This window comes from Micromonospora sp. NPDC023814, from assembly GCF_040639595.1.
Classification (GTDB): Bacteria; Actinomycetota; Actinomycetes; order Mycobacteriales; family Micromonosporaceae; genus Micromonospora.
The window spans coordinates 1-21,697 of record NZ_JBFAAF010000096.1 but is presented as its reverse complement, the minus strand read 5'-3'; the positions used below and the strand labels follow the sequence as shown (position 1 = coordinate 21,697).

The window sequence follows — 21,697 nt, the reverse complement described above, 5'->3', positions numbered from 1 at the left end:
TCACAAACACATGATCGACAGGCGGCTGCGTCCACGTTGCACACCCCCACCGCATCCCACCAGGTCAGACGGCCAATGGCGGCTGCCGTACTAGGACGGAGAGAATGTCAATACGTCACCACCAGCTTCATGCTCTCGTACGTGGTGCTGGCCGAGCTGACCGACAAGCAGAACGTGCTGATCGGCACCATCGTCGGCTGCGCTCTCGGCCTCGGCAGCCACCTGCTGTTCGGCGCGCTTCGTCTCCAGCGGCCTGATGACGATGCGGGCGTTGCAGGCCGCGGAGCGGCTGGCGCGGCACCGGGTCGACGTGGCGGTCGTCCACACGCCGACGATCAAGCCGTTCGACAGCGAGACCGTGCTGGCCGAGGTCGACAGCGACCGGCTGGTGCTCACGCTGGAGAACCACACGGTGGTCGGCGGGCTCTTCGAGACGGTCGCCTCGGCCGTGGTCCGGGCCGGGCTCGGCAAGCGGGTCGTGCCGGTCGCGCTGCCGGACGAGTTCCTGGCCGCCAGCGCCCTGCCGACGCTGCACGACCGGTACGGCCTGGCCACCGACGCCGTGGTCGACAAGGTGCTCGCCGAGCTGGCCTGACCGTGAGCACGGCGGCCCGCCCGAGATGTTAGGAAGGGACCCTTGTACTACCGGATGCGTTAACAGGGGTCCCTTCCTTTCACGCGGTCAGCTCGGGACGTCGCGGCGGCGGAAGCCGGCCAGGCCGGCCGCGAGTAGCACCACCGCCACCCCGGTCAGCACGACCAGCGGCAGCGCCGCCAGGTCGACCGCCGGCACCGACGGCACGTGCGTGTACGGGGACAGGTTCAGCGCCGCCTGCGGCAGGTCGAGCACCGCGCCGAGCTGCCCTAGCAGCAGGAACCCGATCAGCGCCGCCCAGGACAGCGCCACCGACCAGCGGGGCAGCAGCCCGAACAGCGCCGTCACCACCCCGGCCACCACCAGCAGCGCCGGCAGCCGCACCAGCGCCGCCCCGCCCAGCTCGGCGGTCTGCCCGAGCGGGTCGCCGGTGACCAGGCCGTAGCCGAGCCCGGTGGTGAGGCCGCCCAGCAGCACCAGGGCGAGCGCGCCGAGCGTGGCGGCGACCACCTGGGTGGTCAGCCAGCGGGTGCGGCCCACCGCCGTGGCCAGCACCGCCTCCAGCCGGCCGTCGGTCTCGTCGCCGCGCGTGCGCAGCAGCGCCTGCACGACGTACGCCCCGATGGTCAGCGCGAACAGCCCCAGCATCGCCGCCAGGTACGCGTCGATCAGTTTCGCGCCGCCGCCCATCGCGCTGATCGCCTCGGCGGCGGCCGGGTTCTCCTCGATCATGGCGTTGAACTCGTCCCCGGCGATGCCCATCGACAACCCGAGCACCGCCACCCCGATCGCCCAGCCGAGCAGTGCGCCGCGCTGCAACCGCCAGGCCAGCCCGGCGGGGCTGAGCAGCCGGGGCACGGCCGTCGCCGGCCCCCTTCGGGGCGCGACGAGCCCCGCGCCGACGTCCCGCCGGTCGGCGAGGGCGTAGGCGAGCGCCACGCCGACGACCAGCAGCGCGACGGGCAGCGCGAGCACCCACCACCGTTCGCCGGCGTACGCGCGGACCTGGTTGCCCCAGCCGAGCGGGGAGAGCCAGGACGGCCAGGCGCTGACCACGCGCAGGCCGCCGTCGGTCTGCTCGCCGAGCACGTCGCCGGCGGCCCGGAGCAGGAAGGCGACCCCGACGGTCGCGGCGGCGAGCGCGTTCGCGCCCCGGGAGGTGACCGACACCTGGGCGGTGACCGCGGCGACACCGGTGAAGGCCACCCCGACGCCGCCGACGGCGGCCGCCGCCGCGACGGACCCGGCAAGCGGCAGGCCTGCGCCGGCCAGGGCGACGGCGAGCAGGGCCGCGGCCAGCACGTTCGCCGCGACGACGACCAGCAGGGCGGCGGTGAGCAGCGCGTACCGGCCGACGACGGAGGCGCCCAGCAGCTCCGCCCGGCCGGTCTCCTCGTTCTGCCGGGTGTGCCGGACCACCGCGAAGGTGCTCAGCAGCGCGGCGAGCAGGGCCAGCGTCACGTACGTCTCGGCGACCACCACCGCGCCGAGTTCGGTGCCGGCGATGGGGCCGTTGAACGCGCGGGCGACCAGGCTGGACGCCGACGTGGTGGCGTACCCGACCCGGGACGCCTCGTCCGGGTAGAACTCCTTGACGCTGCCGGCGAGGGCGTAGCCGAGCAGGGGCGTGCCGAGCACCCAGACGGCGAGCCGGACCCGGTCGCGGCGCAGCACGAGCCGGGCGAGCCGCCCGGTGCCGGTGAACGCGCTCATCGGGCGCCCGCCTGCCGCTCGGTGCCGGCCCGGTGACCGTTGGCGGCGACGGCCGCGCGCTCGTCGCCGTAGTGGCGCAGGAACAGTTCCTCGAGGGTGGGCGGGGCGCTGGTCAGGGCGCGGACGCCGAAGCGGACGAGGTGCCCGAGCAGCTCGTCGAGGTGGGCGGGCTCGATCTCCAGGTGGATGCGGCCGTCGACCTCGCGCACCTCGTGGACGCCCGGCAGGGCCGCCAGGCCGGTCGCCGGCCGCGCGGTCTCGACCGTGACCGCCGTACGCGTGAGGTGGCGCAGCTCGGCGAGGGTGCCGGACTCGACGGTTCGGCCGTCGCGGATGATGCTGACCCGGTCGCAGAGCGCCTCGACCTCGGCCAGCACGTGGCTGGAGAGCAGCACGGTGGCGCCGTCGCGCTTGAGCTGGCGGACCTCGTCCTGGAACACGGCCTCCATCAGCGGGTCCAGCCCGGAGGTCGGCTCGTCGAGCACGTAGAGCTCGACGTCGGACGCGAAGGCCGCGACGATCGCGACCTTCTGCCGGTTGCCCTTGGAGTAGGTGCGGCACTTGCGCGTGGGGTCGAGGTCGAAGCGCTCCAGCAGGGCGTCGCGGCGGCGCCGGTCGAGCCCGCCGCGCAGCTTGCCGAACAGGTCGATCGCCTCGCCGCCGGAGAGGTTCGGCCACAGGTTCACGTCGCCCGGCACGTACGCCAGCCGGCGGTGCAGGGCGACCGCCTCCCGCCACGGGTCGGCGTCGAACACCCGCACGTCGCCCGCGTCGCGGCGCAGCAGGCCGAGCAGGATCCGGATGGTGGTGGACTTGCCGGACCCGTTGGGGCCGAGGAAGCCGTGCACCTCCCCCGCCTCGACCCGCAGGTCCAGTTCGTCGAGCGCCCGGACACTGCCGAACGTCTTGACGAGGTTGTCGATGGAGATGACGGGCATGACCCCTCCTGCCACTGGCGGTGCCGACCGTCCCCACTGTACTGACCGATGGTCAGCCGAATCAACGGTGGTGTCACCCACCGGTCAGACGCGGCTACGCTTGCCGGCATGACCGTCGAGCCGCCCGACGACACGCGTACCCGGATCCTGCGCGCCGCGCTCGACCTGTTCGCCGAGCACGGCTACCAGCGCACCCCGCTGCGCCAGATCGGCGAGCGGCTGCGGCTGACCAAGGCCGCGATCCTCTACCACTTCCCCACCAAGGAGCACCTGCTCACGGCCCTGGTCGAGCCGCTGGTCGCCGACCTTGAGGCGCTGCTGGACGCGGCCGAGGCGGGGCCGGCCGAGCGGGCGCGCCGGGCGGTGCTGGAGGGCTGGGTGGACACCATGCTGACCCACCGCCGCCCGCTGGGCATGCTCTTCCACGACATCGCCCTGATCACGCGCGGCGACACGTTCCATCGTCTGATGCGGATCGCGATGCGGGCCAACGACCTCATCGCCGGGCCCGACGCCGGGCGGCGGGAGCGGGTCCGGGCGGTGCAGGCGGTCGCCATGTGCAGCGACCCGGTCGTCTTCTTCGCCGACGTGCCCGACGAGGTGCTGCGGGCGGACATGCTCGACGGCGTGCACCGCCTGCTGGACGGCGCGCCGCCCGGGGACCACCCGGGCGCGGCCGGGGACGGCGGCGGCGCGGCGAGCGGCCGACGCCGGCCCGGCCGGCCGCGGGCGATGAGCCCGGAGCAGGTCGAGGCGGCCCGGCGGATGCACGCCGCCGGCAGCCACTCGGCGGACGAGATCGCCGCCGCGCTGGGGGTCTCGCGGGCCACCGTCTACCGCCACCTGGACCCGGTCGTCGCGGAATAATGAGACACTTTACGAGACGGTTCTGAGACGCCGCAGGGGCCCGCCGACCGGTCAGCCGTCGTGCCACATCGGGGCGCCGCGGCGCAGGGTCCGCGCCGCGATGTCCGGGGCGGACAACACGTCGACCAGCCTGCGGGCCGCGGCCACCGCGGGCGCCCCCAGCGTCGGGTGGCCGACCACCGCGTGGCACGCCTGCAAGCCGATCTCGGCCAGCTCCCGTCGGCCCAACTCCATCCGCCGCCCGCGGGCCCGCCGCTCGGCGAGCACGACCCGGAGCCGGCCGCGCACCTCCGCCCGCTCGTCGACGACGCGCCGCATCACCGCCACCGACCAGCTCCAGGCCTGCACGAACAGCAGCGGATCGGTGCGGTCGTCGGAGCCGTCGGCCAGGAGCAGCTGCTCGTGACAGAGGGCGAGGGCCGCGCCGGTGTCCCCGCTCCCGTCGAGCATGATCCGGGCCAGCATCCCCGCGCCGAGTGGCATCGACCGCCCCGGGCCGTCGTCGTCGCCCTCCGCCACGACCAGCCGCTCCAGGTGCTCCCGAGCCGCGTCGACGTCCCCCTCCGCGTAGCGGACGACCGCCACGAACTCCCGGGTGGCGGACAGCGGCCCGCCCGCCTGCTCCTCCCCGCGCAGCAGCTCGTCGCCGGCGGCCCGCAGCTCGGCCAACGGCGCGGCGGCGGCAACCAGCTCGGAGACACGCCGACGCTGCGCCGCCACCGGCGTCGCCCCGGTGGGCGCGAGCGGCGCCGGCATCGGTGCCAGCAGGTCCCCCAGCCGGCTCCACTCCCCGGCCGCGGCGCCCACCAGCAGCGCCTTGCGCAGCGCGGCCAGGGTGAGGTCGTCGGCCGGCTCGACGTTCGCCGCGCGGGCCCGCGTGACGGCGGCGAACGCGCCGAGCGCCTCCGGCCAGAACCCCGCCCGGGCCAACTCGACACCGAACTCCTCGCGCGGCCGGCCGCCCCGCCGCCCCGCCAGCGAGCCCGCCGCCAGCCTGCTCTGCAGGCGGCCGTGCCGGAACCGGTACGCCCCTGCGCCGTGCCGCAACAGGCCGACCGTCTCGGCGTGGCCGAGGAACGCCAGCAGCCGGTGCGGCAGGCGGCCGCGTGCCGCCAGCACCATCCGGGCAAGGCAGAACCGGACCCACGCGCCGTCCCCGCGCGTGTGCACCCACCAGCCGAGCCCCGCGCCGAGCCCGGCGTAGCCGAGGGCCTGCGGCGAGGGCAGCCGGGGCAGCAGCCCGGTCACCCACAGCAGCGCGGAGCCGGCCAGCACACCGACGAACCCGGCGGCGACGCACGGCACCACCGACGCGATCGTCGCCGCGCGGTCGGCCCGGACGGTCTCGACCACGCCGGTGGCCCCGAGTTCCGCGGCCGGGGCGGCGACGTCCACCCGCAGCGCGGACCGGACCGCGACGAGGGCGAACCAGACGGCGCCGAGCACGACCGCGGCCCGCAGCTCGACCGGCCATCCGGCCAGCCCGGGCAGCCGGCCCGTCGCGGCGGCCAGCTCGGGCGGCGGGGTGAACAGCCACAGCACGAACCAGGTCAGGAAGCCCCAGAACGCTCCCCGGACCAGCCCGTCGAGCACGCCGTCGCGCAGCGCGCCCCTGCCGCCGACGAACAGCACCCGTTTCGGCCGGCGGCCCAGGTCGCGGGCGCTGCCGCCGAGCGCGGCGGCCGGCACGACCAGCGCGGCGGCCGCCGCCCCCAGGTCAGCGGGGTGGTCGGCGAGAGCGGTGAGCAGCTCGCGGGTGCCCGGGTCGGCGACCATCCCGGCCACCGCTCGGAGCGCCTCCCCGGCGAGGGCGAGGACCAGCCACACCGCCAGCCCGGTACGCAGGCCGCCGACGACGGCCCAGAACAACCGGGGCAGCGCGGCCGGCAGCTGCCACCAGCGGAACTCGCGGACGCCGAGCGATTCCAGGTGCGCGGCCAGGAAGGTCAGGTAGCGCCGGGCCCGTTCCGGTTCCCACCGGCGCAGCCCCTGGGCGCCCCGGCGCGACCGCAGGGCGGCGTCGACCGCCCGGGACAGCAGCTCGTCCTCCACGGCGCCCCGCCCCCGGCTGACCGCCAGCGGCACGAGGTCGCGGGGGTCGGTGCCGGGCTGGTCGAACGCGCTGCGGGCCATCGCCACCATCAACGGCGTGGCCAGCGCCCCGCTCAGCTCCGGGTCGCCGTCGATGCGCGCCGCGACGGTCGACCAGTTGCCGGCCTGGTGCAGGGGCGCGGCGTCGACCAGGTACTCCGCCACCTCGTCCGGAAGCAGCGGCTCGATCACCACCACCGCGGCGCCGCGCACCTTCTCGCCCTGGTCGAGGTACCTCTCGTACACCGACGTCCGGCAGGTCAGGACGAAGCGCTGCGTCGGCAACTCGTTGAGTTCCTCGAGGCAGGCGGTCACCTGCTCCTCGGGCACCTCGTCCAGGCCGTCGAGCACGGGCACGACGAGGTCCGTCTCGACCAGGTCCCGCAGCACCGCCACGCGACGGGGATGGCGGGGTGCGAGCTGCGTGTACCGCCGGGCGAGGCGGTCCACCAGCCAGTCACGGAACGTCTCCACGGTCGGGTCCCACGACGCGACGGGCAGCAGCACCGGCACGGGCGCCTCGGGGTCCCGGTGCGGCGGCAGCTCACGCGCCATCCGCAGGGCGATGACCGACTTACCGGATCCGGCCGGTCCCAGCACCAGCAACCGCCCGGACGGGATGCTCCGGTAGCGGCTCCACAGTGTCCCGTGGCGGCCGGACAGGTCCATCGGACCGGCCTCGCTGGACCGGCCGATGGCCCGCCAGGACGGCATGAGCCGCTCGGCGGCGGTGCGCCAGGTCACCGGGAGCGGGTACGGCTCGTCGACCGCCCGCAGCAGCGCCTCGTCGCCCGGCTCGCGCCGGACCAGTTCGAAGAGTTCGTCCGCGGCCGCCCGGCGGTGGACCGCCGCCGCTGCCGAGCCGGCCTGCCGGTTGGTGAGGACCTGGTCCAGTACGACGTAGACGGCGATGACACCGGCGATCACGCCCCAGGCCCAGTTGACCTTCTCGAAGTCGTACCGCAACCAGACCCAGGCGGTCCCGGCCGCCGCGACGACGGCCACGAGGACGAGCAGGGCCCATGTCCACCCCCGACGCTGCACCGCCTGATTGTGATCGTCCGCCGGCCGCGCGGGCGGCCCGGGGTCGGGGCCGACGCACACCGCCGACGGCAGCCCCGGCCGTCAGGCGGCCAGCGTCGCGTAGCGGCCGGCGCGCTCCAGCAGGTCGTCGTGGGTGCCGGACTCGATAACACGGCCGTGGTCGAGCACGGCGATCCGGTCCGCGTCCCGCACGGTGGAGAGCCGGTGGGCGATGGTGATGGTGGTGCGGCCCCGGGCCACCTCGTCGAACGCCCGCTGCACCGCGCGTTCGGTCTCGGTGTCCAGCGCGCTGGTGGCCTCGTCGAGGATCAGGATGCGCGGGTCGCGCAGCAGCGTGCGGGCGATGGCGAGGCGCTGCTTCTCGCCGCCGGAGAAGCGGTGCCCCCGCGAGCCGACGACCGTGTCGTACCCGTCGGGCAGGCCGGCGATCAGGTCGTGGATCCGGGCGGCGCGGGCGGCGGCCTCGATCTCGGCGTCGGTGGCGTCCGGGCGGGCGTAGCGCAGGTTCTCCCGCACGGTGGTGTGCAGCAGGTAGGTCTCCTGGCTGACCACGCCGACGATCGCCGCCAGGTCGGCCAGGCGGAGGTCGCGCAGGTCGGTGCCGTCGATGGTGATCCGGCCGCTCGTCGGGTCGTGCAGCCGGCTGACCAGCGCGGCCAGGGTGCTCTTGCCGGAGCCGGTCTCGCCGACCAGGGCCAGGCTCGTGCCGGCCGGCACGTCGAGGGTGATCCCGGCGACGGCGGCGGTGTCGCTGCCGGGGTAGCTGAAGGTGACGTCGGTGAACCGCAGGTCGCCCCGGACGCGGCGCGGGTCGACGTCGACCGGCTCGGCGGGGTCGTCGACCTCGACCGGCAGGTCCAGGTACTCGAAGATCCGGGCGAACAGCGCCAGCGAGGCGGTCACCGAGACGCCCACGTTGAGCAGGCCCATCAGCGGCCGGAACAGCCCGCCCTGCAACGCGGTGAAGGCGACCAGGGTGCCGATGCTGAGCGTGCCGGCGGCGCCGGGCAGGCCGGCGCTGAGGTAGATGACCGCCGGGATGGCGGCGAAGACGACGCTCATCGAGGCCATCCGCCAGCGGCCGGCGAGTTCGGAGCGCAGCTCAAGGTCGACCAGGCGGGCCGACGACGCGGCGAAGCGCGTGGCCAGCGCCGGGCCGGTGCCGAGGGTCTTCGCCAGGTGTACGCCGCTGACCGACAGCCCCTCCTCGACGGTGACGTTGAGGTCGGCGAGTTCGCGCTGGCGTCGCGCGGTGATCTCGCGGCGCAGGTGGGCGACCCGGCGGGTCAGCCAGACGGCCGGCGGCAGCACGACGAGGGAGACCAGCGAGAGCCGCCAGGAGAGCGCGACCATCGCCGCCGCGGTGGCCACCACGGTGGTCAGGTTGGACGCGATCGAGGTGGCGGTGGAGGTGACCACGCTCTGCATGCCGCCGATGTCGTTGGTGATCCGCGACTGCACCTCGCCGGTGCGGGTGCGGGTGAAGAACGCCAGCGACTGCCGTTGCAGGTGGGTGAAGACGTCGGTGCGCAGCCGGTGCATGACCTGCTGCCCGACCCGGGTGGAGATCCAGGTCTGGAGGACGCCGAGCACGGAGGTCACCGCAGCGACCGCGACCATGCCGGCCACCAGCCAGACGAGCAGCGCCAGGTCGCCTTCCGGCAGGGCCCGGTCGATCACGGCGCGGAGCAGGAAGGGGGAGGCCATGGCGAGCACCGAGGACACCACGATGATCGCGGTGACCGTGGCGAGCGCGCCCCGGTGCCGGGCGAACAGCCCGCCGATGCGCCGCAGCGACACCTGGCGGGCCTGTGCCTTCTCGGCGGCGCTGACCTTGCGGGGGCCGCGGTCGCGGCCGGAGGGGTGGGGTTCCAAGGGGTACTCCCTCACGTCGGAAATGCTGAGGTTACCTCAACATGAGGGAACAACAGCTCCTCCTGCTACCGTATTCCCGTGACCGGAGACACCGACGACGTCGGGGACGGCCTCGCCGAGGCGTTCTGGGCGGTGACCCGGCGGCTGCGGCACCGCACCCGGGAGGCGCTCGCGCCGTGGGACGTCACGCCCGGCCAGTCCCGGGCGCTCGGCGTGCTCATCCGACACGGCGCGCTGCGGCCCGGCGCGCTCGCCGAGCACCTCCGCATCGCCCCGCGCTCGGCCACCGAGGTCGTCGACGACCTGGAGGCGCGCGGCCTCGTGCGACGCCGGCCCGACCCCGCGGACCGGCGCGCCACCCTGGTCGCCCCGACCGAGGAGGGCACGCGGGCCGGCAAGGCCATCCACGCCGCCCGCCGGGCCGCCGCCGAGGACCTCTTCGGTGGCCTCACGCCGGCCGACCGGGCACAGCTCGCCCGCATCCTGCGTACGCTGCGCGACTGACCGGCCGCCGACGGAGCCGGCACCGCCCCGGCCCGGGCCACTCGCCGGGGTTTGACCCGCCCGGGGTCGGGTAGCCCAGCCGCCCGTCCTGGCGACGGGACCGGGCCCCTGCGAGCGGGTGGTCCGCCACCTGCGACGCCGACAGGAGTGGTGACGGTGGGTCCGGTTCCCCCGAAAGCCGGTGACCGCTGACGATGTGCGGCATCAGTGGCGAGGCGAGGTTCGACGGGTCGACGCCCGACGCCGACGCGGTGACCCGGATGACCGAGGCGATGCGGTCCCGGGGCCCCGACGGCGAGGGCCTGTGGAACGACGGCTGGGTGACCCTCGGGCACCGCCGCCTCACCATCATCGACCTCTCCGAGGCGGGCGGCCAGCCGATGGTGCGCGAGGACCTCGGGTTGGGGCTGGTCTTCAACGGCTGCGTCTACAACTACCCGCAACTGCGCGACGAGCTGCGGGAGGCCGGGCACACCTTCCACTCCACCAGCGACACCGAGGTGATCCTGGCGGCGTACGCGCAGTGGGGCGAACGCTTCGTCGACCACCTGGTCGGCATGTTCGCCGTGGTCCTCGTGGACCGGCAGCGGCGGCGGCTGGTGCTGGCCCGCGACCGGCTCGGCATCAAGCCGCTGTACCTGGCCGAGTCCCCCGGCCGGCTGCGGTTCGCCTCCACCCTGCCCGCGCTGCTGCGCGCCGGCGACGTGGACACCACAATCGACCCGGTGGCGCTGCACCACTACCTGTCCTGGCACTCGATCGTGCCGGCGCCCCGCACCGTGCTGCGCGGCGTGCGCAAGCTCCCCCCGGCCACCGTACGGGTCGTGGAGGCCGACGGGCGCAGCCGCGAGCACGTCTACTGGCGGCCCGACTACACCCGGGACCCCGCCCACTGCGGGATGGACGCGCGGGACTGGCGGGCCGCGATCGGCGGCGCGCTGCGCACGGCGGTCCGACGGCGGCTCGTCGCCGACGTCCCGGTCGGCGTGCTGCTCTCCGGCGGCCTGGACTCCAGCATGATCGTGGCGCTGCTGGCCGAGGCCGGGCAGCACCACCTCCAGACGTTCAGCATCGGCTTCGACAGCCGTGGCGGCGAGGTCGGCGACGAGTTCCACTACTCCGACCTCGTCGCCCGCGCCTTCGACACCGACCACCACCGCATCCGGCTCGCCGACGACGACCTGGTCCCGGCGGTACGCCGGACCGTCCACGCGATGACCGAGCCGATGGGCAGCCACGACGTGGTCGCCTTCCACCTGCTGTCCGAGCAGGTCGCGCGGCACGTCAAGGTGGCCCAGTCCGGGCAGGGCGCCGACGAGGTCTTCGCCGGCTACGGCTACCACCAGCCCCTCGCCCGGGTGCCCCGCGACAGCGCGGCGGACGCCTTCGCCGACGCGTTCTTCGACCGGGACCACGCCGAACTGTGCCGGGTGGTCAGCCCCGCGTACGCCTGCGACCGCGACGCCAGCCGCGAACTGCTCGCCGCCGACCTGGCGGCGAGCGGGGCGGACACCGCGCTGGACGCCGTGCTGCGCCTGGACACCCACCTGATGCTCCCCGACGACCCGGTGAAGCGGGTGGACAGCATGAGCATGGCGTGGGGGCTGGAGGTGCGCACGCCCTTCCTCGACCAGGATCTGGTCGCCCTCGCGGCGGCCTGCCCGCCCGAGCACAAGGTGGCCGGCGGCGGCAAGGGCGTGCTGAAGGAGATCGCCCGGGAGGTGCTGCCGGCCGAGGTGGTCGACCGGCCGAAGGGCTACTTCCCCGTGCCGGCGCTGCGCAACGTCGACGGCCCCGTGCGGCAGCTCGTCACCGAGGCCCTCGCCGCCCCCGCCGCCCGGGAACGCGGCCTGTTCCGCCGTGAGTACCTCGACGAGCTGCTCGCGGTGCCGGACCGGGCGCAGGCCGCCGCCGGCAGCAACAAGCTGTGGCAGCTCGGCCTGCTGGAGCTGTGGCTCCAGTCCCACGACATCCGCTGACCGGCACGGCCCCGGTCCGCCTCGGCCCGTATATCCTCCGCCCCCACGGCCCGGCCCCGGTAGAGGCGACCCCGGCGGCGCCACACCGGCGGCCAGCACCGTCGACACCGGCCAACCCGGCCTGGGTCGAGCCCAGCCGGTGCGCTCACGAGTGGAACGCCACGGGTGTCACCCGGCGATGGTGACACCCGTGGCGTTCCACCGGTCACCACCACCGCTCGGTGTGGGGCGCCACCCTGCGCCGCCGGTGGCCGGTGGCCGGTGGCCGGTGCCGGTGGCGGGGCGGCACCCGGGGTCGGGCGGCTTCAGCAGGCGAGGGTCTCGGCGGCCAGGTGGTCCAGGACGGCCCGTACGTCGTTGCCGGTGCGGGCCATCACCCGGCGCTGCCGGGTGGCGCCGTTGCCGTCCCGGCGCACCCGGGCCACCTGGTCGCGTACGTGGTCGAGGTCGCCGTGACGCGCCAGGGCGGGCGCGACGGTGGCGACGAGGTCGTCGACCAGGTCCCACGCGGGGCGGGCGCCGCCGGAACGCAGGTCGATCAGGTCGCCCTCCAGTCCGTCGTGGGCGGCCCGCCAGTGCGCGGCGGAGACCAGGCAGTCCCGGATCCGGGGCGCGGGAACCCCGGCGCGGACGTCGTCGGCCAGCGTCGCGACGAGCGCCCGGACCAGGCCGGCGACGAGCACCGTGTCGTCCACGCCCGGGCAGACGTCGCCCACCCGGATCTCGACCGTGGGGTACGCGGTGGAGGGGCGCGCGTACCAGTAGACCATCGCGGCGTCGAGCATGATCCCGGCGCGGATCAGGTCGTCCACGGTCGCGTCGTAGTCGGCGGCCGACTCGAAGTGCGGGGTCGGCCCGATGCTGGGCCAGCGTTCCAGCTGCATCGAGCGCCAGCTGGCGTGCCCGGTGTCGCGGCCGTCGTGCAGCGGCGAGTTGGCGGTGACGGCCTGCACCACCGGCAGCCACGGGCGCAGGTGGTTGCACACCTGGACGGCCAGCTCGCGGTCGGGCAGCCCGACGTGGACGTGGCAGCCGCAGACCGCCGGATCGTGCGCGACCGGGCCGAAGCGGCGGGACATGGCGTGGTAGCGAGGTTTGTCCGGTACCGTCCGGTGCGGCTCGTGTACGGGCGTGGCACCGACCGCGACGAGCCGGGCCCCGGCGGCACGGGCCGCGTCGGCGGCCGAACGGCGCAGCGCCACCAGGTGGGCGCGCAGCTCGGTCAGGTCGGCGCTGACCGGCGTGACCATCTCCACCATGCTGTGCCGGAACTCCTGGCGGCTCTGGTCCCGGGCCCTCCCGGACAGGGCGGCGAGCACCCGGTCGGCGACCGGAAGACTCTCCCCCGTCCGGGGATCGAGCAGCAGGTACTCCTCCTCGACCCCGAGGGTGAGGGCGGCCAGGTCGGGCACCGCGGTGGTGGCTGCCGGGCGGTACGTCATGGGCCGTCGGCGTCCGTTCGTCGGGCGGCGCGCCGGGGCGCCGCGCTGCCGGGAGACCCGCGTTCCCGGCCCCGGGAGCGGGCAAACGCCGGGCACCGCCGTCGGGCGGCGCTATACGCCGGATCGCGCCGCGACCGCCCGCGCGGCCAGGAAGGCGCGTTCGGCCGCGTTGTCCGTCCGCTCCGCGGCCGTCCGGTACGCCTCGGCCGCCTCCCCCGCCCGGCCCAGGCGGCGCAACAGGTCGGCCCGGACCGCGTGGAACACGTGGTAGCCGGCCAGGTCGAGGCGGTCGACGGCGGCCAGCGCCACCGCCGGCCCGGCCACCTCGGCCAGCGCGACGGCCCGGTTCAGCGCCACCACCGGCCCGGGGGCACACGCGGTGAGCTGGTCGTACAGCATGAGGATCTGGGCCCAGTCGGTGCCGGCGGCGCTGGGCGCGTCGCTGTGCACGGCGGCGATCGCGGCCTGGATCTGGTACGGACCGGGCCGGTCGCGGCGCAGGCACCGGCGGACCAGGGCCTGCCCCTCCGCGACGAGCCCGGCGTCCCACCGGCGGCGGTCCTGCTCGCCCAGCGGGACCAGCACGCCGTCGGCGGTGGTGCGGGCGGGGCGGCGCGCCTCGGTGAGCAGCATCAGCGCCAGCAGCCCCAGCGCCTCCGGCTCGTCCGGCATCAACTCCACCAGCAGCCGGCCCAGCCGGATCGCCTCGGCGCACAGGTCGTCGCGGACCAGCCGGTCGCCGGAGCTGGCGGTGTGCCCCTCGGTGAAGATCAGGTAGAGCACGGCCAGCACGGCGGAGAGCCGGTCCGGCAGGTCGGCGTCGCCCGGCACCCGGTACGGGATGCGGGCGTCGCGGATCTTGGCCTTGGCCCGGACGATCCGCTGGGCCATCGTCGCCTCCGGAACCAGGAAGGCCCGGGCGATCTCGGCGGTGCCCATCCCGCCGAGCAGCCGCAGGGTCAGCGCGACCCGGGCCGCCTGGCCCAACGCCGGGTGGCAGCAGGTGAAGATCAGGCGGAGCCGGTCGTCGCGCACGGGTCCCTCTCCGGCCGGTACGTCGCGGGTGTGCAGCAGGACGGCCTGGGCGTGCCGGTCGGCCCGCGACGCCTCCCGCCGCAGCCGGTCGATCGCCCGGTTCCGGGCGGTCGTGATGATCCAGCCGGCCGGGCTGGGCGGCGGCCCCGTCTCGGGCCACCGCGCCACCGCCACCGTGAACGCCTCCTGCACCGCCTCCTCGGCGAGGTCGAGGTCGCCGAGGAGACGGACCAGGACGGCGACCGCACGGCCGTACTCCGCGCGGAACGCCGCCTCCACGTCCGACACGCTCAGTCCTCGCCCTGGAAGGGGCGCACCTCGATCGGCAGGGTGGTGGCCAGCGCGTACCGGCGGCCCCACGCCAGCGCGGCGTCGAGGTCGGGCGCCCGGATGATGGTGAAGCCGCCGAGGTACTCCTTGCCCTCGGCGAACGGCCCGTCGGTGACCAGCACGTCGCCGTCGGACGGCCGCAGCACGGTCGCCGTGTCCGGCGCGTGCAGCCCCTGGCCGAAGACCCAGCACCCGGACGCCTCCAACTCCTCGCGGATCGCGCCCAGCTCGCGCATCACCCCGGCCAGGAACTCCGGGTCCACCAGTTCCTCGCCGCCGGGCTGGTAGATGCTGAGCAGGTACTGCTTCATGGCTTCTCCTCGCGTCGACGGCCGGCGCCACCGCCGGCCTCTCACCCTTTACACGAACGAGGCGAGCCCGGATCGACAACCCGCGCGCGAAATCCGGCGACCGGGCCGCCGACGGCCCTGGGCCACGTCGTTGACGGACGCGCGACGAGCGTGGAGACGACACCCGGCCGCGCCCGGTCTCCAGGTCCGGCGGCCTCCGACACCGACGACGGTCAGGGCCGCCGGACCAGCTCGCCGACGGTGGTCCGCGCCCGCGGGCCGACGAGCGCCGTCGGCCCGTCGTACGGGTCGGACGTCCCGCCGGCCCGCCGTCAGCCCGGCTCGCCCGCCAGCAACGCGGCCACGGCGTCGGCGGTCGCCGGATGCGTGGCCAGCAGGGCGGTCAGTCCCGGCGGGGTGGCGGGCGCGGCGGCAGCCTCCTCGCGCCACCCGCCGTCGCAGCCGAGCAGGGCGGCGACGGCGTCGACGGCCTGCGGGTGGCCGGACAGCAGGGTGGCCACCGGGCCGGACGCGACGGCGGGGACCGCCGGCGCCGGCGGGGACGCCGACGCCGACCACGGCGGCACCCAGGCGTCCAGCGCGGGCAGCGACGCGGGGAAGGTACGGCCCGCCTCCCGCACCAGCAGCGGCACCAGTTCCGGGCCGTGGTCGCGCAGGGTGGTGATCAGCGTGGGCAGCCAGGGCAGCAGGACCGGATCGGGCAGCCGGGCGAACGCGGACGACATCACCTCCACGACGAACGGGGCGAGCCCCGGCACCGACTCCAGGGCCTGCACGAAGCCGCTGAGGTACTGCGGGAAGGCGGGCACCACCAGCGGGTTGCCGAGCAGGTCGGCGCACCGCCGGCGCAGCTCGGCCAGGGACAGCAGGCCGAGCTGGTGCCGGGCGACCCAGAGCAGCGCGACCTTGGCCGGCGCCTCCGGGTGGGACTGCGCGACGGCGAGTTCGAGCTGGGACCGGTCGCAGCCCAGGGAGAGCGCCAGGCTCTCCATGCCGAACAGGAAGCCGAGCATGGCGCCGACCTGCCGGACCCCGCTCCCCTCGTCGACGAACGCCGTGGGCAGCAGCGTGCAGTAGTGGGCGTACCCGGTGGTCACGAACGCCTCGCACCAGGCCGGCAGCGGCCCGGTGGCGCGATGGTGGGCCAGCAGCCGCCGGATCCGGCGCAGCACCTCGGGGGCGTCGTCGACGGTGCGTTCGGCGGCGAGCAGCTCCACCGCCCGGTTGCCCAGCTCGTCGACCAGGCGCGGGCTGTCGAGCAGTCGTACGGCGTCCTCGACGGCCTCCAGCGCGACCGAGGCCGTGGCGTCCGGGCCCCGGACGGCGCGCCGCAGCCGCTGCTCCAGCACCTGCTCGACGGTGACGCCCTCGTAGCCCAGCTCGATCAGCGCCCGCTGGTGGCGGCCGAGGGCCAGGTCCCAGCTCTCCTGGATCGAGCGGTGCCCCAACCGGCGCTCGCCCATGATGGGTCGTACCGCGTCGGGGGGCAGCAGGTGCCGCAGCCGCCAGAGCAGGTCGGAGCAGGGGGCCAGCCCGGGGTCGGCGTGCAGGTCCAGCAGCGCCCGCTGGATCTGGCGCTTCTCCAGGTCCAGCCCGAGCGGGGCGAGCCGGTCGTGGACGTCGCGGGCGAGCGGCGGAAGGGCCTCGTAGCCCACCTGGCCGATCCGGTCGCCGCCGAACAGGATCTCGCAGAGCCGGCGGACGTCCCGGCGCCCCGGGACGACGTCCTTCTCGATGCAGGTGACCGCCGCGTCGGCGAAGTCGTACGGCGTGGGGCGGGCCCGGTTGCGCAGGCCGGCGAGGAGGATCGAGGTCTCGAAGACGGCGATGGCGTCGGCGGTGCTGGCCAGGTAGCCGTTGCGCCGGGCCAGCCGGACGATGTCGACGCACCAGCCCCGCAGCTCCGCCTCGTCGAGGCCCTGCACCGCCGGTGGCCGCCCGAGGTAGCCGGAGAGCCGGTCGGCGACCGGGGCGGCGGGCACCGGGACCGGTGCGGCGCGGCGGCGCCCGGCGCGGGTGCGGGTGCCGCGCTGCCCCTCCAGTTGGAACGGCGACAGCCCGGACCGGGCGACCGCCTTCGTCCAGGTCGCCGCGGCGATCGACACCGACCCGGCCGCGAGCCCGAACTGCGCCTCGATGGCGGAGTGGCTGGAGGGGATCAAGCCGTAGTGCCACCGGGTGCCGGTACGTGGGCTGATCTCGAACGGGACGTCGGAACGCAGGCCGAACTGCTCGACCCGGCTGGCGGCGTGGAACGCCCCGCAGACGTGCAGGCACTCCGCCGGATCCGCACCCGAACTGGCCAGGTGCTCCCGGATCCGGGTCCACATGTGGCGTTCCCGGTCCTCGTCGCGGTCGCGCCGGTCCGCCCCGGCCGGGCGCAGCCGCCGGAACAGGCTGCCGATCAGCAGCATCACCTGCCGGTAGGTGTCGTGGTCGGCGTCGGCGAGCGGCTGCTCGACGTACTGGTCCCACCACTCCGACCAGTGCCGCACCTTGCCGTGGTGCAGCAGGTACGCCTCGAGTTCCGCGAAGCGGGGCCGCAGGTCCCCGATCTCGACCCCGACGGCGTCCCCGTGCAGGGCCGCCTCCTCCTCCGCCGGCGCGGTCGGCTCGACGTCCCCGCGCGCCGGGGCGTCGTCGGCGGTGCCGGGAGGGCGGGGCAGCCACTGGAAGACGTGGTCGGTGGAGCGGTCCACCAGGACCAGCTCGACCCCGGGCGTCTCCAGCGCGTACGCGATGGCCTGGTATTCGGCGCTGGCCTCGGTGATCGGTGCGACCACGCTGAGCGGCCCCCAGTCGGCCGGGAAGCCCTCCAGCTCCGAGGCGAACGCCTGCACCGCCACCGGGAGGCGGCAGTTGCGCAGCTCGCCCAGCAGCGGCTGGAGGTCCTCGCAGAGCTCCAGGTAGATCACCTTCGGCTGCTTGGCGCGCAGCCGCCGGACCATGGCCAACGCGGACGCCGGCGAGTGGTGGCAGACCGGGAAGATCTCCAGTTCCTCGCCGAGGGCACGGTCGACGTCGTCGACCATGCCGGCGAGGATGTCGGCGACGGCGCCCGGACTGTCGGCGAAGGCGGTGGCGGCGGCGGTGAGCTGCTGGCGCAGCTCACCGAACGCCCCGGCCTCGGTGGGCGCGGTCACGACAGGGAGGCGATGGCCTGGCGGCCGCCGTCGAGGAAGCCCTCCCAGGGGCCGCCGTCCTGCTTGGCGCGCGGTTCCACCACCCCGTGCAGGTACTTGTTGAGGATCGCCAGGTCCTCCGGGCTGCGCCGGGCCAGGGAGCCGACCAGCGACCCGGCCAGCGTCGCGGCGCGCAGGGTGCGGTCGCCGAAGAACTGGCTGTGCAGGATGGCGTCCTCCAGGACGCCGATCTGCTCGGCGGTGGACAGCGCCGACTCCAGCTTCTCGTCGTCGCTGGTCGCCGAGGAGGCGGCGGCGCGCAGGTCGGCGAAGCTCTGCAACAGGATGTCCAGCAGGGTGGGCGGCACGTCGAGCGTGATCTGGTGCCGGCGCAGCAGCTCCTCGGTGCGGAAGCGGACGATCTCCGCCTCGCTGCGCTTGTTGGTCACCACGGGGATCCGGACGAAGTTGAACCGCCGCTTGAGCGCGGACGAGAGGTCGTTCACGCCCCGGTCCCGACTGTTCGCGGTGGCGATGATCGAGAAGCCGGGCTGGGCGAAGACGATGTTGTCGTGGTCCAGCTCGGGGATGGAGACGTACTTCTCCGACAGGATCGAGATCAGCGCGTCCTGCACGTCGCTGGTGGAGCGGGTCAGCTCCTCGAACCGGCCGACCACGCCCTGCTCCATCGCCGTCATGATCGGCGACGGGATCATGGACTCCCGGGACTGGCCCCTGGCGATCACCATCGACACGTTCCACGAGTACTTGATGTGGTCCTCGGTGGTGCCGGCGGTGCCCTGCACCACCAGCGTCGAGTTGCGGCAGACCGCGGCGGCCAGCAGCTCGGCGAGCCAGCTCTTGCCGGTGCCCGGGTCGCCGATCAGCAGCAGGCCCCGGTCCGACGCCAGGGTCACGATGCTCCGTTCGACGAACGTACGGTCGCCGAACCACTTCTGCGGGATCTCCCGGTCGAGCCCGTCGGCCCGCTCCGAGCCGAGGATGAACAGCCGGACCATCCGCGGGCTCAGCCGCCACGAGAACGGCTTCGGGTCGGTGTCGACCGACTCCAGGTAGTCGAGTTCCTCGGCGTACTTGACCTCGGCGGGGGCACGCAGCATCTCGGACATGAGGGGTTCGTTCTCCTAGGTGAGGAAGCTCTTGAGCTCGAAGACGAGTTTGCGGATGTGGCCGGAGATCACCGGCGTGCCCAGGTCCTTGAAGCGTTGCCGGAACCAGGGGTTGACGCTCTGCTGGCCCGAGCTGTTGACCGAGCCGACCGGGATGAACCGCACCCCGGAGCGGTGCACCGCTTCAATGCCGTCGAACAGCGGCTGGGAGCGGTTGAACTCGTAGAAGTCCGAGATCCACACCATGACCGTGTTCCTCGGCTCGACGATCTTGGGGCGGGCCAGCGCCATCGCGACCGGGCCATCGTTGCCGCCGCCCAGGTTGGTGCGCAGCAGCACCTCGAACGGGTCGTGCACCCACGGCGTCAGGTCCAGCGCCCGCGTGTCGTACGCGATCAGGTGCACGTCCACCTTGGGCAGCCCGGCGAAGATCGACGCGAGGATGGTGCAGTTGACCATCGAGTCGACCATGGAGCCCGACTGGTCCACCACCACGATCAGCCGGGCCGGCGTGACCCGGCGGGCCGTCTGCCGGTAGTAGAGCCGGTCGACGTAGAGGCGCTCGTCCTCCGGGCTCCAGTTGGGCAGGTTCTGCCAGATGGTGCGGTCGAGGTCGAGGTTGCGGTACACCCGCTTCGGCGGCACGGACCGGTCGACGACGCCGACGCTGGTCTGCGCGACCTGCGTACGCAGCACCTCCGCGACCTCGTCGACGAAGCGGCGGATGAGCGCCTTCGCGTTGGCCAGGGCCACGCCGGAGAGGTTGGCCTTGTCCCGCAGCAGTTGCTCGATCAGCGACATGCTCGGCGTCAGCCGGCTGGCCAGCGCCGGGTCGGCCAGCACCTCCCGCAGGTGCATCCGGCGGACCAGGTCGCCCTCCAGCCCGGCGAGCACCCCGCCGAGGCCGTCGGCGCCGCCCTGCCGGCGCAGCCCGCCGGGCTCCAGGCCGAGCGCCTGCTCGAACCAGCCCGCGTCGGACTGCCACCGGGCCAGTTGACCGGCGTCGACCGCCCCGTGGCCGGTGGCGAACACGTTGAGCAGCAGCTTCGACACCAGCGCGGCGCGGCGTACCTCCGCGGCGCCCGGCCCGGTCGCCGGCCCGTCACCGCCCGATCCCGCATCGCCCGACCCGACGGCGCCAGACACCGTGTCCGCCGCCGCGCCGGATCCGGCGCCCGTCGTGCTGGCGGGGTTGGCCCCCGCCGGGGCGCCCGGTCCGAGGTCGGCGCCGGACCCGAGGTCGATGCCCGACCCGGTGCCCGTCGTGGCGCTCGATCCGGTGTCGGCGCCGGCCCCGGCTTCCGTCGTGGCGGCGGGGCCGGGCGGGGTGGGCCCACCACCCGGCGGCTGGCCCGCGCCCGCGTCCTGCCCGGGTCGGAGCAGGCCGCGCAGCTCGGCGGCGAGGGCCGGGAAGCGCTGGACGACGGTGTCCACCGACACCGCCGGGTCCAGCAGGGCGGCCGGCAGGCCGAGGTCGTCGACGACCGCCATGCTGGCCGACTCCAGGGCGGGCTGCTCGTCGGGGTCGAAGAGCCGGGCGAGCAGGCGCCAGTAGAGCACCTGGCGCCGGTTGGCGTCGGCGTGGTCCGCGGGGGCGAGGGAGTCGGTCATCGGCGCAGCAACCGTCCCGCGCGCTCGCGCAGCACCGCCACGGCGTCGCCCGCCTTGGCGTCGGCCTTGGCGGCCTTCGGGTCGGTGACTCCGCACGCCCAGTCGCCGGTGTGCGCGCCGACCGGCTTGCGCTTGACGGTGGCCTGCACCGCCAGCGGCTGGAGCAGCCACCGGCCGTCGTCCCACCGGACCAGGCCGAGGCACGCCGACGAGGCCGCGACCAGGTCGGGCGTGAGGGGGCCGCAGGAGGGCAGCCGGTCGACCGCGACGGCGAGCGGGTGGCCGTCGAGTTCGACGGTGAGCGCGCCGTCGTCGTCGCGCACGGTGTAGCCCTCCAGCAGGACGGGCTCGGCGATCCCGACCGGGTGCCGGTCCAGCGGCGCCGACGCCGCCGCGACCGCCGCCGGCAGCAGGACCCGCGCGGTGGCGAACGGGTCGGCTGCCTCGCCGAGTCGCGCCCGGTCGTCGCGCCAGATCAGATCCGCGCCGCGCAGCGTAAGGCCGCTGACCGTCAGGCCCCGCCGTTCGGCCAGCGCGGCCAACAGCACGGGGTGGGCGTCCAGCAGGCGCCACAGCGCCGGCCCGACGATCGTCTCCACCTTGACCGCCCCGACGGCGGTGCGGACCAGGCGGGGCGCTCCACCGTCGGCCGGTTCGAGGATGCCGTGCACCTGTGCCTGCACGGCGGTGTCGTGCTCGTGCACGTCGACACCGAGCACGAGGAGCCTCCCGGACACCTCCTCGACGGCCGGCGGGGCGGTCACGGCCGCCGCGTCCTGGGCGAGCAACAGGCCCCGCGCCCACAGGTCGGCCCAGCGCCGGACCGGCGGATGCGCCATCGTGGCGACCGGCGCGCAGGCCCGCAGCTCGGCGGCGAGGCCGTCGAGCAGCACCGCCAGCCGACGCAGGCCCGGCTCGGCGAGCGCGGCCTCGATCGGCGTCGCGGCCGCGGCGACGAGCTCGTGGTCGACGCCGCCCCACCCCGCGAGCGCCAGCTCGTGCAGCCACGCGCGGACGCCGGCGAGCGGCGGCGGCGCGTCCGCCGCGGGCCCGGGCAGCCGGTGCAGCGGGGTCTCGTTCTCGGAGACCTGCACCTCCGCCGTGGCGAGG

13 protein-coding genes and 3 pseudogenes are annotated in these 21,697 nt (G+C 75.1%); 4 read left to right on the top strand and 12 right to left on the bottom strand.

All coding sequences use genetic code 11. From position 1 onward, the window contains the following. Positions 1-250: 250 nt before the first annotated feature. Positions 251-595, top strand: a pseudogene (locus tag AB0G14_RS31630) (transketolase C-terminal domain-containing protein); the annotation flags it as partial. Between the two features lie 87 nt (positions 596-682). On the opposite strand, the gene AB0G14_RS31625 reads toward AB0G14_RS31630, so the two are convergent. Then, positions 683-2,308, bottom strand: a complete 1,626-nt coding sequence (locus AB0G14_RS31625; RefSeq protein ID WP_357703772.1) for an anibiotic ABC transporter — start codon at positions 2,306-2,308, stop codon at positions 683-685. Further along, complete coding sequence (locus AB0G14_RS31620) at positions 2,305-3,246, bottom strand: ABC transporter ATP-binding protein (protein WP_357703770.1); 942 nt, start codon at positions 3,244-3,246, stop codon at positions 2,305-2,307. The genes AB0G14_RS31625 and AB0G14_RS31620 overlap by 4 nt, the downstream gene beginning before the upstream one ends. A 108-nt stretch (positions 3,247-3,354) precedes the next feature. On the opposite strand from AB0G14_RS31620, the gene AB0G14_RS31615 reads away from it, so the two are divergent. After that, positions 3,355-4,113: a TetR family transcriptional regulator gene (locus AB0G14_RS31615; protein WP_357703768.1), complete on the top strand. Its 759-nt coding sequence runs from the start codon at positions 3,355-3,357 to the stop codon at positions 4,111-4,113. 51 nt (positions 4,114-4,164) lie between these two features. On the opposite strand, the gene AB0G14_RS31610 is transcribed toward AB0G14_RS31615, so the two are convergent. Further along, complete coding sequence (locus tag AB0G14_RS31610) at positions 4,165-7,248, bottom strand: NACHT domain-containing protein (RefSeq protein WP_357703766.1); 3,084 nt, start codon at positions 7,246-7,248, stop codon at positions 4,165-4,167. A gap of 81 nt (positions 7,249-7,329) precedes the next feature. Continuing rightward, positions 7,330-9,123 (bottom strand): ABC transporter ATP-binding protein, encoded by a 1,794-nt coding sequence (locus tag AB0G14_RS31605; RefSeq protein ID WP_357703774.1) that lies wholly within the window; start codon positions 9,121-9,123, stop codon positions 7,330-7,332. 78 nt (positions 9,124-9,201) lie between these two features. Between AB0G14_RS31605 and AB0G14_RS31600 the strand changes: the two genes are divergently transcribed. Further along, complete coding sequence (locus tag AB0G14_RS31600) at positions 9,202-9,627, top strand: MarR family winged helix-turn-helix transcriptional regulator (protein WP_357703764.1); 426 nt, start codon at positions 9,202-9,204, stop codon at positions 9,625-9,627. Positions 9,628-9,821: 194 nt separating this feature from the next. Beyond that, positions 9,822-11,606, top strand: a complete 1,785-nt coding sequence (locus tag AB0G14_RS31595) for an N-acetylglutaminylglutamine amidotransferase (RefSeq protein ID WP_357703762.1) — start codon at positions 9,822-9,824, stop codon at positions 11,604-11,606. 305 nt (positions 11,607-11,911) lie between these two features. On the opposite strand, the gene AB0G14_RS31590 is transcribed toward AB0G14_RS31595, so the two are convergent. From AB0G14_RS31590 to AB0G14_RS31555, 8 genes and pseudogenes are all read right to left on the bottom strand, one after another. Beyond that, positions 11,912-13,048 (bottom strand): glutamate--cysteine ligase, encoded by a 1,137-nt coding sequence (locus AB0G14_RS31590; protein WP_357703760.1) that lies wholly within the window; start codon positions 13,046-13,048, stop codon positions 11,912-11,914. 111 nt (positions 13,049-13,159) lie between these two features. Further along, entirely contained in the window at positions 13,160-14,371 is a 1,212-nt protein-coding gene (locus AB0G14_RS31585; protein WP_357703758.1) for an RNA polymerase sigma factor, read from the bottom strand. Between the two features lie 2 nt (positions 14,372-14,373). Beyond that, complete coding sequence (locus tag AB0G14_RS31580; protein ID WP_357703756.1) at positions 14,374-14,724, bottom strand: YciI family protein; 351 nt, start codon at positions 14,722-14,724, stop codon at positions 14,374-14,376. 311 nt (positions 14,725-15,035) lie between these two features. Continuing rightward, positions 15,036-17,867, bottom strand: coding sequence for a hypothetical protein (locus tag AB0G14_RS31575; RefSeq protein ID WP_357703755.1), 2,832 nt, complete (start codon positions 17,865-17,867; stop codon positions 15,036-15,038). Then, positions 17,864-18,976, bottom strand: a complete 1,113-nt coding sequence (locus AB0G14_RS31570; protein ID WP_357703754.1) for an AAA family ATPase — start codon at positions 18,974-18,976, stop codon at positions 17,864-17,866. The genes AB0G14_RS31575 and AB0G14_RS31570 overlap by 4 nt, the downstream gene beginning before the upstream one ends. 15 nt (positions 18,977-18,991) lie before the next feature. After that, a pseudogene (locus tag AB0G14_RS31565) lies at positions 18,992-20,071 on the bottom strand (VWA domain-containing protein); the annotation flags it as partial. Between the two features lie 282 nt (positions 20,072-20,353). Beyond that, a pseudogene (locus AB0G14_RS31560) lies at positions 20,354-20,587 on the bottom strand (VWA containing CoxE family protein); the annotation flags it as partial. After that, positions 20,584-21,697: hypothetical protein (locus AB0G14_RS31555; protein ID WP_357703752.1), on the bottom strand; the 1,114-nt coding region annotated here is incomplete at its 5' end. The pseudogene AB0G14_RS31560 and the gene AB0G14_RS31555, both read right to left, overlap by 4 nt.

Excerpts from the sequence above, each read along its gene's own strand:
- AB0G14_RS31570 (WP_357703754.1), bottom strand. The coding sequence starts at position 18,976 with ATGTCCGAGATGCTGCGTGCCCCCGCCGAGGTCAAGTACGCCGAGGAA.
- AB0G14_RS31595 (WP_357703762.1), top strand. The coding sequence starts at position 9,822 with ATGTGCGGCATCAGTGGCGAGGCGAGGTTCGACGGGTCGACGCCCGAC.
- AB0G14_RS31580 (WP_357703756.1), bottom strand. The coding sequence starts at position 14,724 with ATGAAGCAGTACCTGCTCAGCATCTACCAGCCCGGCGGCGAGGAACTG.
- AB0G14_RS31615 (WP_357703768.1), top strand. The coding sequence starts at position 3,355 with ATGACCGTCGAGCCGCCCGACGACACGCGTACCCGGATCCTGCGCGCC.
- AB0G14_RS31620 (WP_357703770.1), bottom strand. The coding sequence starts at position 3,246 with ATGCCCGTCATCTCCATCGACAACCTCGTCAAGACGTTCGGCAGTGTC.
- AB0G14_RS31590 (WP_357703760.1), bottom strand. The coding sequence starts at position 13,048 with ATGACGTACCGCCCGGCAGCCACCACCGCGGTGCCCGACCTGGCCGCC.
- AB0G14_RS31625 (WP_357703772.1), bottom strand. The coding sequence starts at position 2,308 with ATGAGCGCGTTCACCGGCACCGGGCGGCTCGCCCGGCTCGTGCTGCGC.